The organism is Pseudoduganella sp. jia 12 (assembly GCF_055502675.1).
Genome location: NZ_JBUXKP010000006.1, coordinates 1 through 16,308, shown reverse-complemented (window position 1 = coordinate 16,308; position 16,308 = coordinate 1). Strand labels below are relative to the sequence as shown.

At 65.8% G+C, this 16,308-nt stretch carries 13 protein-coding genes; 5 read left to right on the top strand and 8 right to left on the bottom strand.

Features of this window, described 5'->3' with window-relative positions; all coding sequences use genetic code 11:
- The first annotated feature begins 83 nt into the window (after positions 1–83).
- Genes kdgD through ACY65G_RS14350 form a run of 3 tightly spaced genes read left to right on the top strand, consistent with a single transcriptional unit; the run spans position 84 to position 3,471 of the window.
- Positions 84–995 (top strand): 5-dehydro-4-deoxyglucarate dehydratase, encoded by a 912-nt coding sequence (gene kdgD / locus ACY65G_RS14360; RefSeq protein ID WP_464997326.1) that lies wholly within the window; start codon positions 84–86, stop codon positions 993–995.
- An 11-nt stretch (positions 996–1,006) separates the two neighbouring features.
- Positions 1,007–2,587: an aldehyde dehydrogenase (NADP(+)) gene (locus tag ACY65G_RS14355; RefSeq protein ID WP_464997325.1), complete on the top strand. Its 1,581-nt coding sequence runs from the start codon at positions 1,007–1,009 to the stop codon at positions 2,585–2,587.
- Positions 2,587–3,471: an SMP-30/gluconolactonase/LRE family protein gene (locus ACY65G_RS14350; protein WP_464997324.1), complete on the top strand. Its 885-nt coding sequence runs from the start codon at positions 2,587–2,589 to the stop codon at positions 3,469–3,471. Before ACY65G_RS14355 ends, ACY65G_RS14350 begins: the two co-directional genes overlap by 1 nt.
- A 92-nt stretch (positions 3,472–3,563) precedes the next feature.
- On the opposite strand, the gene ACY65G_RS14345 is transcribed toward ACY65G_RS14350, so the two are convergent.
- The 4 genes from ACY65G_RS14345 to ACY65G_RS14330 all read right to left on the bottom strand — a co-directional run bounded on the left by ACY65G_RS14345 (position 3,564) and on the right by ACY65G_RS14330 (position 7,926).
- Positions 3,564–3,947 carry a 5-carboxymethyl-2-hydroxymuconate isomerase gene (locus ACY65G_RS14345; RefSeq protein WP_464997323.1) on the bottom strand — a complete coding sequence of 128 codons (384 nt, stop codon included), beginning with the start codon at positions 3,945–3,947 and terminating at the stop codon, positions 3,564–3,566.
- Positions 3,948–4,073: 126 nt separating this feature from the next.
- Positions 4,074–5,066: a LacI family DNA-binding transcriptional regulator gene (locus ACY65G_RS14340; RefSeq protein ID WP_464997322.1), complete on the bottom strand. Its 993-nt coding sequence runs from the start codon at positions 5,064–5,066 to the stop codon at positions 4,074–4,076.
- A 255-nt stretch (positions 5,067–5,321) separates the two neighbouring features.
- Entirely contained in the window at positions 5,322–6,512 is a 1,191-nt protein-coding gene (locus tag ACY65G_RS14335) for an aldose epimerase family protein (RefSeq protein WP_464997321.1), read from the bottom strand.
- A 10-nt stretch (positions 6,513–6,522) separates the two neighbouring features.
- Positions 6,523–7,926, bottom strand: a complete 1,404-nt coding sequence (locus ACY65G_RS14330; protein ID WP_464997320.1) for an MFS transporter — start codon at positions 7,924–7,926, stop codon at positions 6,523–6,525.
- A 362-nt stretch (positions 7,927–8,288) separates the two neighbouring features.
- Here ACY65G_RS14330 and ACY65G_RS14325 point away from each other — a divergent pair, with 362 nt between their 5' ends.
- Positions 8,289–11,696, top strand: a complete 3,408-nt coding sequence (locus ACY65G_RS14325; protein WP_464997319.1) for an MHYT domain-containing protein — start codon at positions 8,289–8,291, stop codon at positions 11,694–11,696.
- The gene (locus ACY65G_RS14320; protein WP_464997318.1) at positions 11,693–12,688 is read left to right on the top strand and encodes an HD domain-containing phosphohydrolase; all 996 of its coding nucleotides are present in this window, start codon (positions 11,693–11,695) and stop codon (positions 12,686–12,688) included. The genes ACY65G_RS14325 and ACY65G_RS14320 overlap by 4 nt, the downstream gene beginning before the upstream one ends.
- 308 nt (positions 12,689–12,996) lie before the next feature.
- Here the strand turns inward: ACY65G_RS14320 and ACY65G_RS14315 are convergent, their stop codons facing one another.
- The 4 genes from ACY65G_RS14315 to ACY65G_RS14300 all read right to left on the bottom strand — a co-directional run.
- Entirely contained in the window at positions 12,997–14,115 is a 1,119-nt protein-coding gene (locus tag ACY65G_RS14315; RefSeq protein ID WP_464997317.1) for a glycosyltransferase family 4 protein, read from the bottom strand.
- Positions 14,116–14,121: 6 nt separating this feature from the next.
- Positions 14,122–15,249, bottom strand: a complete 1,128-nt coding sequence (locus tag ACY65G_RS14310) for a glycosyltransferase family 4 protein (protein ID WP_464997316.1) — start codon at positions 15,247–15,249, stop codon at positions 14,122–14,124.
- Positions 15,246–16,181, bottom strand: a complete 936-nt coding sequence (locus tag ACY65G_RS14305; RefSeq protein WP_464997315.1) for an NAD-dependent epimerase/dehydratase family protein — start codon at positions 16,179–16,181, stop codon at positions 15,246–15,248. The genes ACY65G_RS14310 and ACY65G_RS14305 overlap by 4 nt, the downstream gene beginning before the upstream one ends.
- Before the next feature lies 1 nt (position 16,182).
- The coding region (locus tag ACY65G_RS14300; RefSeq protein WP_464998369.1) for a GDP-mannose 4,6-dehydratase at positions 16,183–16,308 on the bottom strand (126 nt) is incomplete at its 5' end.

The following is a 16,308-nucleotide window of genomic DNA, read 5'->3' as shown; positions in this document are numbered from 1 at the left end:
TAAGGTTGTACGATGTCATACAACGATGGCGAGCCATCAGAACCCTTTACCCCGTTGTTCATTTCTTGAGAAGCGAGACACACATGCAACCGTTAGAACTCCAAAAAATCCTGAACCATGGCCTGCTGTCGTTCCCGATCACCGACTTCGATCAGGAAGGCAACTTCCGCGCCGACACGTACGCGAAGCGCCTGGAATGGCTGGCTCCGTACGGCGCCTCGGCCCTGTTCTCGGCTGGCGGCACGGGTGAGTTCTTCTCGCTGACTCCGAATGAATACGGCGACGTCATCAAGACCGCCGTCGACACCTGCCGCGGCGTGGTGCCGATCCTGGCCGGTGCCGGTGGCCCGACCCGCCAGGCGATCGCCTACGCACAGGAAGCGGAAAAGATCGGCGCGCAAGGCATCCTGCTGCTGCCGCACTACCTGACCGAAGCAAGCCAGGATGGCCTGGTGCGCCACGTGGAAGAAGTCTGCAAATCCGTCGATTTCGGCGTGGTCGTGTACAACCGCGGCGCCTGCCGCCTGACCGCCGACTCGCTGGAAAAGCTGGCCGACCGCAACCCTAACCTGATCGGCTTCAAGGACGGCATCGGCGACATCGAACTGATGATGTCGATCTGGCGCCGCCTGGGCGACCGCTTCAGCTACCTGGGCGGCCTGCCGACCGCGGAGATTTATGCCGCTGCGTACAAAGCTCTCGGAGTCCCTGTATACTCGTCGGCTGTCTTCAACTTCATGCCGAAGCTGGCGATGGACTTCTATCACGCTGTCGCCAACGACGACCGCGCGACCCAGAACCGTCTGATCGACGAATTCTTCCTGCCGTACCTGGAAATCCGCAACCGCAAGGCCGGTTACGCCGTGTCGATCGTAAAAGCAGGCGCGAAGATTGCAGGCTACGATGCCGGTCCGGTGCGTGCACCGCTGACCGACCTGACGGAAGAAGAAGTCGCAATGCTGGAAAAACTGATGCGAGCACAAGGCCCGCAGTAAAAGGAGAGCACATGCAGCAGATTAAAGGTGAAATGATCATTGGCCGTTCCGTAGTGAGCGGCAAGGAAGGCTCCGTCAAGGCCATCGATCCGTCTCGCAACGAGCAGATCGAACCGGCTTTCGGCCTGGCTTCCCAGGCCGAGCTGGACCTGGCCTGCAAGCTGGCGGACGAGGCGTTCGATCGCTACCGCGAAACGACGCCGGAACAGCGCGCCAAGTTCCTGGAAACGATCGCTGACCGCATCATGGACCTGGGCTCGACCCTGGTCGAACGTGCGATGCAGGAAACGGGTCTGCCGCAGGCCCGCCTGGAAGGCGAGCGTGGCCGCACCTGCAATCAGCTGCGCCTGTTCGCCAAAGTCGTGCGTGACGGCCGTTACCTGACCGCCACGCTGGACTCCGCGCTGCCGGACCGTGCACCGGCACCGCGCCCGGATATCCGCCTGCGCAAGATCGGCCTGGGCCCGGTTGCCGTGTTCGGCGCCAGCAACTTCCCGCTGGCGTTCTCCGTGGCCGGTGGCGACACCGCTTCGGCGCTGGCGGCAGGTTGCCCGGTCATCGTGAAGGCCCACTCGGCCCACCTGGGTACCTCCGAGCTGGTCGGCAAGGCCGTGCAGCAGGCAGCCATCGAGTGCGACATGCCGGAAGGCGTGTTCTCGATGCTGATCGGTTCCGGCCAGACCATCGGCCAGAATCTGGTAGCGCACCCAGCCATCAAGGCTGTCGGCTTCACCGGTTCCCGCGCAGGTGGCGTGTCGCTGATGAAGACGGCCGCTGCCCGTGAAGAGCCGATCCCTGTGTATGCAGAGATGAGCTCGATCAATCCGGTGTTCATCCTGCCGGGCGCGCTGGCTGCCAACGAAAAGCTGCCGCAGCAATTCGCGGATTCGCTGACGCTGGGCGCCGGCCAGTTCTGCACGAACCCGGGCCTGCTGATCGCTCTCGATTCGCCGGCACTGGACAAATTCCTGGAAGGCGTGAAAGTCGCGCTGGGCGCCAAGGGTGCCGCCACGATGCTGACCCCGGGCATCCACTCCGCCTACAACAAGGGCGTGGCGCAACTGGCCGGTATCGAAGGCGTGAGCCTGGTTGGCCAAGGCAAGACGAGCGAAGTGCCGTGCGGCGCAGTGGCTGCACTGTACGAAACCTCGGGCGAACACTTCCTGGCCAAGCCGGAACTGGAAGGCGAAATCTTTGGCCCGACGTCGCTGCTGATCCGTGCCAAGGACGAAGCTGAACTGGTAGCGGTAGCAGAACACGTCGAAGGCCAGCTGACCGCCGCCGTGCACGCTACCGGCGACGACATCGCGGTTGCCCGCAAGCTGCTGCCGACGCTGGAACGCAAAGCCGGCCGCATCCTGTTCAACGGCTTCGGCACCGGCGTGGAAGTGTCGCACGCCATGGTGCACGGCGGCCCGTTCCCGTCCACTTCGGACAGCCGCTCCACCTCGGTGGGCGCTTCGGCGATCGACCGCTTCCTGCGTCCGGTTTCGTACCAGGACGTGCCGGCCGAGCTGCTGCCGGCCGCACTGGACAGCGCGAACTCGCTGGGCATCCCGCGCGTCGTCGATGGCGAGCTGGTGCTGAAGTAATGGCAAACCCGTCGATCGAACGCATCGACGGCGTGCATTGCGCGACGGGCGAAAGCCCGGCGTGGGATGCCGCCGCCCGGGCGTGGTACTGGGTCGACATTCCCGCGAAACGCGTCTGGCGGCTCGCTGCCGCCGGCAAGGCACGCTCGTGGGACCTGCCCGAGATGGCCGGCTGTGTGGCACCCCGTGCCCGTGGCGGCCTGATCGCCGGCATGGAAACGGGGATGTATGACGTCGACCTGTTCGACAATGGCACCGTGGCGACCACGTTGCTGGGCAAGCCGGCCGATCTCGGCGCCGGCATGCGCTTCAACGATGGCCGCACCGACCGCCAGGGCCGTTTCTGGAGCGGCACCATGTTCATGGACATGGCTGCCGCGAAAGACATCGGGCAGTTGTACCGCTACGATGGCAACGGCCTGTCGCAACCTGTCGTGTCCGGGCTGTTCACGCAGAACGGCCTGTCATGGTCGCCCGATGGCAAGACGATGTACCTGTCCGATTCGCATCCGAAGAGCCGCCTGATCTGGGCCTTCGATTACGACATCGAAACGGGCACACCGTCGAACCGCCGCGTGTTCGCGAACCTGGCCGACCACGTGGGCCGTCCCGATGGCGCCGTGGTCGATGCCGATGGCTGCTACTGGATCTGCGCCAATGACGCCGGCGCCCTGCTCCGCTTTACGCCTTCGGGCAAGCTGGACCGCCGCATCGACGTGCCGTTCGCGAAACCGTCGATGTGCACGTTCGGCGGCGCCGATTTGCGGACCATGATCGTGACTTCGATCGTTTCCGGCAAGCCGGAAGATGCGGAATGGGGCGGCAGTGTCATTCTGCTGAACCCTGGTGTGCAAGGGTTGGCGGACGCTACCTGCGCGTTCTGATTTAATCGAGCAATATTGTTGTCACGGCTGAGCCCGTGTCCCCGTGCCTGGCACGGGGACACGGGCTCTTCTATTTATGGACACCGGTTTTGCTAAGCCGACGCCCACTTCCCTTCATACACGGGCCGCCCTTCGTCGAACTGCAACGTGGCGCGAATGGAACGCAGTCCGGTGACGGGTGCCAGCGTGCAGTCGAGCTGGGCCAGCAGCGCCTTGCCGACCGCGTCGAGCAACGGCTGCGGCCGGCCGGGGGCGATGCGCAGCAGCAGGTAGAGGAAGGCGCGGTCGGGAGCGCCGTCGGCCACCGCCGCATAGGGCGCCGGATACGCCAGCACGCGCGTGCCGGTCAGCGGGAAAACGGAGTTGCCCGTGTCGTCCTGGAACTGCGTCAGGGTACGGCACAGCACGTTGCACAGCGACTGCATGTCGACGTGGCCGTCGAGGTTGCCGGTGTATTCGATTCTCAGGTGGGGCATGTCGCGGGTTTTCTGGTCAGGTAGGCCATCGTAATCGGTTCTTCACCGGAGCACATAAGCCCGGCGATATACCGTAGAAAACGGTTACTGTAACCCGAGCGGCGTAAGGCGGCAGGCGCCGCCCGCTCAGTTGCGGTTCGCGGTGGAACCGCGCAGGATCAGTTGCGGCTCGATCAGCGTGAACGGCTCCGTGGGCCGGCCGGCGATGGTGTCGAGCAGTTTTTCCATCGCCGCCACGCCCATCCGCTCGCTGTGCAGGTCGACGGTCGTCAGCGGCGGCGACGTGTAGTTGCCGTACACGATATTGTCGACGCCAGCCACGGAGATGTCGGCCGGAATGCGGAAGCCCAGCGTTTGCGCGGCCTTCATGAAGCCCAGCGCCATCAGGTCGTTGTAGCAGACCAGCGCGTCCGGGTGGTCGGCGCCCAGCATCATGTCGGCGCACAGGCGCTCCCCTTCCTGCGCCGACGGCGACGCGGCATCGTACACCGCCAGTTCCAGCCCGTGGGCGGCCAGGCACTCCTTCACGCCGCCCATCCGCTCCTCGTCGCGCCGCGATCTTGAAAAACCCATGTAGGCAAAACGCTTGTGCCCCAGCGTGACGAGGTGGCGCGTCATCATGTAGGCGCCGCGGTGGTCGTCGCTCGCCACCGTAGGCAGCGTCATGCGCGGCAGGCGGCCGAAGAACACCAGCGGTTTGTCGAGGCCGGCCAGCCATTCCAGCTCCGTATCCGGCATGCGCGAAAAGATGATCAGGCCGTCGACACGGCGCGACAGCGCCTCGAGCAGCGCCCGTTCGCGGCCGGGATTCTCTTCCGTATCGACCAGCAGCACCGTGTAGCCGTGTTCCTGCGCCACCCGGTTCGCCCCCTTGACGATGCTGGTGAAATGGGGATTGGTCACGTCCAGTACGGACAGCCCGACGGTTTTCGTCTTCCCCGTGATCATCGATTGCGCCAGGGGGTTCGACCGGTAGCCCATCTCGCCGATCACCTGGGCAATGCGCTCTTCCACGGCCGGCGAAAAGCGCTGCGTGCCATTGATGAACTTGGAAATGGTGGCGGTCGAGACGCCGGCGGCGGCCGCCACGTCGCGGATGGTCGGGATGGTTTTTTTCATGATCGGATCGGCCAGGGGTGCCGGTGATCTTAACCCGGCGGCCGACGGGAAGGCAATCGCCGGGGCTGGTTTTGTAAAACGTTTAACCTGGATTTACGTCGTGATGGGCCAGATCGGAGGAAAACCGGTGGCGGAGCAGGGATTTCGAGAAGCATGCTTCTCGCCTGCATAGCGGAGAAGGCCTGCAGGCCTTCTCTCCTTCCTGACACCATTTCTGGGAGATTCACCCAGAAAATGGTGTCAGACACCGCTGCCTCATGGGCTGGTGGCCGGCATGCAGGTGCCAGGCGCGGCGCCGGGTGGCAGCGCCGAGAAGCGGAACGTCGTCACCGCCTTGAATTCCTGGCCCGGGTACAGCGCCGTGGTCGGGAACGATGGCTGGTTCGGGCTGTCCGGCAGGTGCTGCGTTTCGAACGCGAAGCCGTCGTGCTGCTGGTAGGGCCGGCCGCTGCTGCCGCGCTCCGTGCCGTTGAACCCGTTGCCGGTGTAGAACTGCGCCGACGGTTCGCTGGTGAAGACTTCCATGCGCCGGCCGCTGGCCGTGTCGTCGATGATGGCCACGCGCGCAAGCTGGCCGGGCGGCTGGCCGAATACATAGCTGTGGTCGAAGCCGCGCGGCGGTGCCAGCGTGCCCGCCGGTTTGGCCAGCAGCGGCGTGATATCGGTTGGCCGGCGCAGGTCCAGCGGCGTGCCGGCCACCGGTGCCAGCTCGCCGGTGGGCAGGCGATCGTCGTCCGTTACCGCGTAGCGTTCGGCGGCGATGCAGAACCGGTGCGTCTGCAGCCCGCCACTGCCGGCGCCGGCCAGGTTGAAGTAGCCGTGGTTGGTGAGATTGAGGACCGTGGGCTTGTCGGTACGCGCCGCGTACTCGATCGAGAATTCGTCGCTCGCCCGCTGCAGCCGGTAGGTGACGTCGATCGTCAGCGTGCCGGGAAAGCGCTGGTCGCCATCCGGGCTGACCAGTGTGTAGGTGGAACCGACCGACGCCTTGTCGGCGAAATCGCGGCGTTTCCACACCCGTTTTTCGTAGCCGTCCGGCCCGCCGTGGATGGTCATGCCGCGGGCGTTCGGGATCAGTTCGACCGTCTTGCCGTCGAGCGTATAACGCGCGTTGGCGATGCGGCCGGCATAGCGGCCGATAACGGCCGCATGCTTGGTTTTCGACCGTTCGTAGGTGGCCAGATCGGGCTGGTCGAGGATCACATTGGCGCGCCGGCCGGCGCGGTCCGCCACGGTGGCGGCGGTGATCGTGGCACCATAGTCGATGTAGGACAGCGTCATGCCGCGGTCGTTCATCAGCGTGACCTGTTCGATGGGCTGGCCCGTGGCCAGAACGCCGAAGGGCCGCACGGCGATACCCTGATGGGTACCGGTGCGGCCCTCGGCGGCCGCCGCGCTGGTCAATACCAGCGCCAGCGCGGCCGTCGTGATGGAGGAATGGATCATGGGGCAGGAATCACAGGTCCGTGATTTCCTTGTGGTGCGGTACCAGGGCCTTCATCAGGAACCAGGCCAGCAGGTAAGCCACGGCGCACAGCGTGAACATGATCATGTAGCCGGTGGACAGGCTGCCCTGCGCACCGTAGTAGTCGAACAGCCAGCCGCCCAGCTTCGACACGGCCACGCCGCCCAAGCCGCCGGCCATGCCGCCGATGCCGACCACGGAAGCGACGGTACGCTGCGGGAACATGTCGGACACGGTGGTGAACAGGTTGGCCGACCATGCCTGGTGGGCCGAGGCGCCGATACCGATCAGGATCACGGGTACCCAGAAGCTGATCGAGCCCAGCGGCTGCGCGGCCAGCACCACGAGCGGGAACAGCGCGATTACCAGCATCGCCTTCATGCGGCCGTCGTACGGCGACATGCCGCGGTTCATGAAGTAGGCGGGGAAGTAGCCGCCGCCGATACTGCCGAACATGGTCATGCTGTACAGCACGGCCAGCGGAACCACGATGTCCGCCGGGCCCATCTGGTATTCCGAGGCCAGGTACTTTGGCAGCCAGAACAGGAAGAACCACCAGATGCCATCGGTCAGGAACTTGCCGCCCGCAAACGCCCACGTCTGGCGGTAGGTCAGCAGCTTGGTCCATGGCACCTTCTTGGCGCCCACGGGCGCCGCCGCGGTGGCACCCGTGCCGGAATCGCTGCGCACATAGGCCAGTTCGGCGGCCGACAGTTTTTTCTCCGGCGAGTCGAACATCAGGTGCCAGAAGATCATCCAGATGAAGCCGATGGCGCCGATCGCGATGAACGCGGCCTGCCAGCCCCAGTAGATGGCGATGACCGGCACCGTCAGCGGTGCCAGGATCGCGCCCACGTTGGCGCCGGAGTTGAAGATGCCGGTGGCAAAGGCGCGTTCCTTCTTCGGGAAGAATTCCGCCGTGGCCTTGATCGCGGCCGGGAAGTTGCCGGCCTCGCCCACCGCCAGCACGGCGCGCGAAATGATGAAGCCGACGATGGAAGCTGGTGCCGCTACCATGCCCAGAGCGCCCATCGCGCTGCCGACCGCGTTGCCCATCGGTACCGCATAGGCATGCAGGATCGCGCCGCCGGACCAGATGGCGATCGCCCACATATAGGCTTTCTTGGTGCCGAGTTTGTCGACGATCGGGCCGGCAAACACCATCGACAGCGCATACACGAACTGGAACGCGGCGGTGATGTTGGCGTAGTCCGAGTTGGACCAGTTGAATTCCTTCGAGAGCTGCGGCGCCAGCAAGGACAGCACCTGGCGGTCGAGATAGTTGACGGTCGTGGCAAAGAACAGCAGCGCGCAGATGGTCCACCGGTACTTACCGGCGGGTGCTACGGCGCGCTGGCCAGCGCCTTGCTGGCTTACGGGCTCGTTCAGCTTCATAGGGATCACTTGTGTAGGTTATCGTTTGATCTCTCTCGGTCTCCAGCGAGATCAGCAGCAGCACCAGGCGCGGGGCCATAGTTGTATGTCATCGTACAACCTAACAGGGCGTTAAGCAAGCAAAAATCCCGGCCTTTCGATCACTGGCCTGACCAGTTTTCGTCGCCGCTTTTTGCAGCCGGATACGCGGGCACGTGGCTTCGGGCACCGCATGCCGGCACCACGGCGTGGCAATAAGCTATTCATTCCGATACCAATCAGACAACCGTGTCGCAACCCTGCAACGACAAGGCTGGGAGCGCCATGCGAAAGCCTTTCCAAATCACGCAAGTCTTTAATTCCGAACCGGAAAATGTGATACCTTGCAGCAACTATTAAATTCCTTCCCCGCCATGGATATCCTTGCGCTGACCACCCTGTTCTTGCCGCCGGACGACCCGTCGCTACTGCAATACGGCACCTACGATTTCCGGCTGGTGGCGCTGTCCGTGCTCATCGCGATCTTTGCATCGGGCATGGGCCTGTATATCGCCGGTCACCAGAGCGCCGCGCAGACCCGTGGCTTGCGCGCAGCCGCGCTGCTGTCCGGCAGCCTGGCGCTCGGCGCCGGCATCTGGGCCATGCATTTCATCGGTATGCTGGCATTCGACGTCTGCACCGGCACGCAATACGAACCGGTGCTCACCGCCCTGTCGATGCTGCCCGGTATTGCCGCATCGGCGGTGGCGCTGTCGATCACGCGGCGCGAGCGGCTCACGCGCGGCACCCTGCTGCTGCGCGGCGTGCTGGTGGGCGCGGGCATCGGCGCCATGCACTACAGCGGCATGGCGGCCATGGAGACGGCGCTGGACCTGCACTACGATCCGCTCATGTTCGCGCTGTCGATCGTGGTGGCCGTGGTGCTGTCGACGGTCGCGCTGGGCGTGCGCTTCGGCTTGCGCCAGCGCGCGCAGCACCTGTCGTCGCGGCAGCGCCTCGGCATCAGCGCCGTCGTGATGGGCTGCGCGATCACGGGCATGCACTACACCGGCATGGCGGCGGCGCGTTTCGTCGGCACGCCGCCCGCCATCGCCCTGCCGGACGACACGGACGAAATGGCCCTTTCCGTTTCCGTCATCACGATCCTGTTCACGCTGGCGGTGATGGCTGTGCAAGGCCTGCTGCGCTACCGCGAGATGTACCGCAGCCTGCTGCAGAGCGAACGGTCGATGCACGCGCTGACGACGACCACCGTCGACGGCGTCGTCACGATCGACGAGCAGGGCATCATCCGCGAATTCAATGCATCGGCCGAGCGCATCTTCGGCTGGACGCAGGATGAGATCGTCGGCCAGCCCGCCAAGCTGCTGATGGCCGATCCAGAGGCTTCGGAGCAGCATGGCCTGTTGCGCTGCATCCGCACCGGCGACATGCACCTGGCGCGCGCCGGCGAGGAAGTGATGGGCCGCCGCAAGGATGGCTCCGAAGTCCCGATCCGCAAGGCGCTCGGCCATGCCAAGCTCCTCGACGGCAATGTGTACGTCCTCTTCATCACCGACATCAGCGAACGGCGCCAGATCATGCAGGCGCTGCGCGACAGCGAACAGCAGTTCCGCTCCCTGATCGGCAGCATTCCCGGCATCGCGTTCCGCTGCCGCGCGGAAGACGACTATCCGCTCGAATTCATCAGCGATGGCGTGGAATGGGTCACCGGCCACCCGGTGGCCGATTTCGTCGGTCCCAACAGTTTCCGCACACTGAACGACCTGGTGTTGCCGATCGATGCGGCGCGTGTGACGGCGGTCTGCAAGCTGTGCGCGGAGAACGGCCTGCCCTACACGGTCGAATACCGGATTGGCCATGCGGACGGCACGTGGCGCTGGGTCTGGGAGCACGGCACGATGGTGAGGGGCGACGATGGCAGGCCACGCTGGTTCGATGGCGTGATCCTCGACACCACCGAGCGGCGCCAGATGGAGGAAGACCTGCGCGACGCCAAGGAAAAGGCGGAACAGGCATCGGCGGCGCGCGCCAGCTTCGTGGCCAACATGAGCCATGAAATCCGCACGCCGATGAATTCCATCCTCGGCTTCACCGACGTGCTGCTCGACACCGAACTGAAACCGGACCAGCGCGGCCACCTGGACACGGTACGCAATGCCGGCCGCTCGCTGCTGCGCCTCTTGAACGAGATCCTCGATACCGCCAAGCTGGAAAAAGGCGCGGTGGAGCTGGAGCTGGACGACTACAACCTGCTGAACCTGATCGACGAACTGTCGTCGACGTATAACACCACGGCGCGCGCCAAGGGGCTGGCGCTGAACATCGCGTTCGCGCCGGAGCTGTCGCCATGGCTGCACGGCGACGAGCTGCGCATGCGCCAGGTGCTGACCAACCTCGTGGACAACGCGATCAAGTTCACCGCCGCCGGCAGCGTCACGCTGTCGGTCACCCGGCTGGGCGAGGAACTGGCGATCGCCGTGCGCGATACCGGCATCGGCATCGCGCCGGACCGCCTGGCCGCGATCTTCGACCCGTTCACGCAGGCCGATGCGTCGATGACGCGCCGCTTCGGCGGCACAGGCCTGGGCACCACCATCAGCAAGCAGCTGGTGGAACTGATGGGCGGCCGAATCTGGGCCGAGAGCACGCCGGGCGAAGGCACCACGTTCCACGTGGTGCTGCCGCTGGTGCCTGCCATCGACCCGCAGCAGGCCCTGACGCCGCGCCAGCGCCAGCGCGTGGCCTACGAACTGCCGCCGCTGCGCGTGCTGGCCGCGGACGACGTGGCGCAGAACCTCGAGCTGCTGGGCCTGTTGATGGGCAAGCGCGGCCACACGCTGACACCGGCGCAGGATGGCGCCATCGCAGCCGAACTGGCGGCACGGCATGACTTCGACGTGATCCTGATGGACGTGCAGATGCCGAACGTCGACGGCTTGGCGGCCACCCGGATGATCCGCGAGGAAGCCGCCCGCAACGGCCGCCCGCGCGTGCCGGTGCTGGCGATGACGGCCAGCGTGCTGGAAGCGCACCGCAAGGCCAGCACGGCGGCCGGCATGGACGGTTTCGCCTCCAAGCCGGTGGACTGGTATGCGCTGTCGCATGAAATCGCCCGCGTGCTCGGCTTGCAGCCGGTCTGCGCGGTCCCGGCCGCCGGCACGCCGGGCGCCGCGCAAGTGCTGAACCGCGTGGCCGGCGCGCTGCGCTGGGGCGGCAGCACGGAGCACCAGCTGGCGCTGTGCCGCTTCGATGCGGACCATGCGCCAGGCGCAAGCCAGCTGTTGGCGCTCCATGAAGCCGGCGACACTGCCGGCCTGCAGGCGCAGGCGCACCGGGTGCGCGGCGTGGCCGCCAACCTGGGCCTGGAACAGCTGGCGGAAACGCTGGCCGGGATCGAGAAGGCAGCCATGGATGATCGCGATGCATTGCCGGCGCTGCTGGCACGTCACGCCGGCGAGCTCGATGTGGCGCTGGCAGCGGTGCATACCGAGCCTTGCCCCAAAGCCTTGGCCGATTCCTGCGCTGCCGGGCAAGCCGCACCGGCGGCGCTGCTCGATGCCGCCGCCGTGCGCGCCGCCGCCGATGCGCTGCAGCAGTCGCTGGCACGCGGCGCCCTCGACGACACCGCGCTGGCCAGCCTGTCGCGGGCGCTGCACGGCCATGCGCCACCCGTCACGCTGGCGCCGCTGCAGATGGCGATCGACGACTTCGACTTTACATTGGCCGAAACCAGGCTGGCGACGATGCTGCAAACGGTCCTTGCCACCGATATGGAACCCACCGAATGAAACAGAATTCCCACCTGCCGCTGGTCCTCGTCGTGGACGACGAAGCCAGCAACCTGCAACTGCTGCGCCAGATCCTGCAGGACCACTACCGGCTGCTGTTCGCCAAGGATGGCGCCCGGGCGCTGGAGTTGACGCGCCAGGAACACCCGGACCTGATCCTGCTCGACGTGATGATGCCCGGCATGACGGGCCATGAAGCATGCCGCACGCTGAAGGCCGACCCGGCCACGGCATCGATCCCGGTCATCTTCGTGACGGCGCTGACCGATCCGGAAGACGAAGTGCGTGGCTTCGACGCGGGCGCCGTGGACTACATCACGAAGCCGGTCAGCGCGCCGATCGTGCGCGCCCGCGTGCGCACCCACCTGTCGCTGGTGCGGATGGACGAGCTGAAGGAAAGCCGGCTGGAAATCGTGCAGCGCCTCGGCCTGGCGTCGGAATACAAGGACAACGAAACCGGCATGCACGTGATCCGCATGAGCCATTACGCGCGCCTGCTGGGCGTGGCCGCGGGCATGAGCGAGGCCGAGGCGGACGACCTGCTGCACGCGGCGCCGATGCACGACGTGGGCAAGATCGGGATTCCCGACCGTATCCTGCAGAAACCGGGCCCACTGGACCCGGACGAGTGGACCATCATGAAATCGCATGCCGCGATCGGCGCCGACATCATCGGCGAACATGCGCACGGCATGCTGAAGCTGGCGCGCAACATCGCGCTGACGCACCACGAGAAATGGGATGGCAGCGGCTATCCGAACGGCCTGGCCGGCGAGGCGATCCCGCTCGAAGGCCGCATCTGCGCGATCGCCGACGTGTTCGACGCGCTGACGTCCGAACGCCCGTACAAGAAGGCGTGGCCCGTGGAGGAAGCGGTGGAACTGCTGCAGAAGCAGCGCGGCGTGCAGTTCGATCCGCAACTGGTGGACCTGTTCGTGGGCCTGCTGCCGGCGATTTGCGCGATCAAGGAAAAGTGGGCGGAAACAGCGTAGCCGCGAATTCAACGAGCATCGCTCCTTGCCGGCATAGCGGTGCTGGCCTATGAGCCAGCACCTCAACCGGCATCGGAATTCAACGAGCATCGCTCCTTGCCGGCGTAGCGGTGCTGGCGTCTGGCTTCAATCCAGCTTTCGGAGCCGGTGCCCGAAGGTAATACAAAGAATCTGGTGGACTCTCGCCGCCGCCCCGTTGTTGCGCTGCACGTTCAGGAATTTGCAGACCGTGACGACGGCAGGGAGTCCGGTATCCATATTAGCGGTGCGTCAGGTCGCTGCCTTGATCTAAGTCAAGGCATGCAAGCTTACGCGGAACTATTTGCAACTTCACAATACAGCGCCGCGTAATCCGCCGCCATCTTTTCCGAGGTGAACAAGGCACGGTAACGCTCGCTGGCGCGCTGCCCCATTGCCTGGGCGAGCGCCGGGTCTTCCCACAGCGTGCGCATCGCGTCGCCGAATGCCGCCGGGTCGCTGGGCGGCACCACGATGCCCGTATCGCCATCGATATTGATGTAGCTGGTGCCGGTGCCGATCTCGCTCGAGATCATCGGTTTGCCGTACATCGCCCCTTCCAGCAGCGAAATGCCGAATGCCTCGGAGCGCAGGTGCGAGGGGAACGCCATCGCGTAGCACAGCGTCAGCAGCGCCACCTTGTCGTGTTCGTCCACGGCGCCGACGAAGCGCACGTGTTCCAGGCCGAGGCGCCGCGCATGTTCCTTCAGCTCGTTTTCGATCGGCCCCGCGCCAACGATCACCACCGGGTATTCGCAGCGCGCCAGCGCATCGAGCAGGATGTGCAGGCCCTTGTAGTAGCGCAGCACGCCGACGAACAGGAAGAAGCGCTCGCCCACCTCGGCGCGCCAGTGCGCCAGCCGTTCCGGCGACGGCTGCGGATACGTGTTCCGGTCCAGCCCGAAGGGGATCGCGCGCACCTTCTCGCCATAGCGCCGCAGCACGTCGGACGATGCAAAGTAGTTCGGCGACGTGGCGACGATGCCGTCCACGTCGGCCAGGAAACGGTGCATCAGCGGCGAGTACAGCTTGAGCAGCGCCTTCTGGCGCACGATGTCCGAGTGATAGGTGACCACCGAGGGCTTCTTCACGCGCGCGAGGAAATGCGCCAGGTCGCCGAACGGCCAGGGGAAGTGATAATGCACCACGTCCGCCGAGCGTACCAGCCGGGCCAGCGCGCGGATCGACGCGAACGACATCGCATTCGAGGCGATCTCGATATCCTGCGGCACGCGGTGCACCACCTGGCCGTCGATCTCCATGCGCGCCGGGCCGCCATTGCGGGTCAGCGTCAGCACTTCGTTGGTGATGCCCAGGCGCGCGGTGCTCATGCAGATCTGGCGGATGGCCTGTTCCACGCCGCCCCATGAGTCGGGGTAATACGTCTTGTAGAAATGAAGAACGCGCATTCTGTTTCAGTTTTTCAGCACGGCTTCATAGACAGCCGCAGTCTTGCGCGCCGTGTCGCGCCATGTCAGCTCCGCCGCGCGTGCCTTGCCGGCGGCGATGCAGCGATTGCGCAGCGCCTCGTCGCGCGCCAGTTCCAGCATGGCCGCGCCGATGGCCGCGCTCGACATCGGGTCGACATCGATCGCCGCGCCGCCCGATACTTCCGGCACCGAGGTCGCGTTCGACGCCACTACCGGCACACCGGAAGCAAACGCTTCCACCACCGGGATGCCGAAGCCTTCATACAGCGTGGGGAACACGAACACGCCTGCGCCCGCATACACATGGCGCAGCGCTTCGCTGCTGGTCAGGCGGCTGAGCCACACCACGCTCTCGCCGTTCTGCTGCGCAGCCTTGATGCGGGCCACGAGTTCCCCGCTGCGCGCACCGGCCGCGCCCACGATCACGAGCTGGCGCCGGGCGCGCACGCTGGCCGGCAAGCCGAGATAGGCCTCCAGCAGCGCGCCGATGTTCTTGCGCGGCTGCAGCGTGCCGACGGTGAGGAAATAGCCGGGCCGCAGGCCGTGCTGCGCCAGCGTGGCGGCGACCTGCCCGGCATCGGGCGCGTCGAGCCATTCTTCGTCCACACCGCACGGCACCACGCTGATGCGGCGTTCGTCGACGCCGAAGCACTGCACCAGCTCGGCGATGGTGTAACGGGTATGGGCGATCACGTGGTCGGCCTTGCGCGCGGCCCTGGCCTGCAGCCAGTTCTTCAGCCCGCGCAGCCTGGGGTTGCACCATTCGGGATGGGAGATCGGCAGTGCGTCGTGCAGCGTGGCCACGATGGGCCGGTCCATCCTGACGATGCGGTAATCGGTGGCGTGGAACAGGTCCACGTCCAGGTGTTCCCGGGCACCGGGCAATGACCCGGGCAACACCAGGTCGCGCACGGTCGCCAGCGGGAACGACCGCGGCATCGGACGGCCAACGGTGAGTTGCGTGGCGGGGCCGAACGAGCGGGCGTCGACGGTGATGCCGGCGCGCGGCAGTTCGCGCAGCAGCGCGCGGCTGTACACGCCGATCCCGTCGAGATGGCCGCCGGTGAGGCCGGGTTCAATCGTGGTGGCGGAGACGCCGACTTTCAGTGTCACGCCTCGTACATCCAGCGCAAGGTCTGCTCCAGCGGCGGCGGGGCCATCGTGCCGACGACGGCTTGCAGGCGCGTGTTGTCGCCGGTCAGGCGCACCACTTCGTTGGCGCGCACGAAGGCGGGATTGACGTGCACATCGATCCGGTAGCCGGCGATCGTGCCCATCATGTCGAGCGCTTCGCCCAGCGAATACGCCTTGCCGGAGCAGACATTGAACGTCTTGCCGATGGCGGCCGGACCGGCAGCGACCAGGTGGCGGTAGCTGCCGGCCACCACACGCACGTCGGAGAAATCGCGCCACACGTGCAGGTTGCCCAGTTCGATGCGCGCCTCGCGCCGCCTGAAGTGCGCCACGATCTTCGGCAGCAGGAAGTTCTCGGCCTGGCCCACGCCGGTGTAGTTGAACGGCCGCACGATGATGAGCGGCAGCCGGTCCATCCACAGCCGCGCCATGTATTCCATGGCCAGCTTGCTGACGGCATAATCGTTGGCGGGAGCGGCCGGCACATCCTCGCCGATCGTGCCGGCATCGGTGTTGCCGTAGATGTTGGCGGACGATGCGAGCAGCACGGCCGACGGCTTCTTCGGCGAGGTCGCCAGGGCTTCGAGCAGGTTGCGGGTGCCGGTCACGTTGACGCGGTAGATCTGTTCGACGTCGCTGTGGGCGACGAACGCGATCGCCGCCAGGTGGACCACCACGTCGGGTTGCAGCGAATGCACCGCGGCGGCCAGCGCCACGCGATCGGTCAGGTCGACCGCCACCGTTTCGGGCCCGTGCCCGCGCCCCGGGCTGGCCAGGCCGAACACTTCGTAGCCGGCGGCGCGCAGCTCCTGCGCCACATAGCGGCCCGTGAAGCCGGCGATGCCGGTCACCAGCGCGCGCTTGCCAGCGCCTTCGCGGGCCGGTGACAACAGCTGCAAGGCCGCGGCCATGTCAGAACGAGAAGCCGGCGGTATTGCGGCGCAGGTCGGCCTCGACCATCATCTGGCACAGCTCTTCCAGCGTGGTCTTCGGCTCCCAGCCCAGTGCCGTTTTCGCCTTGGTGGCGTCGCCGATCAG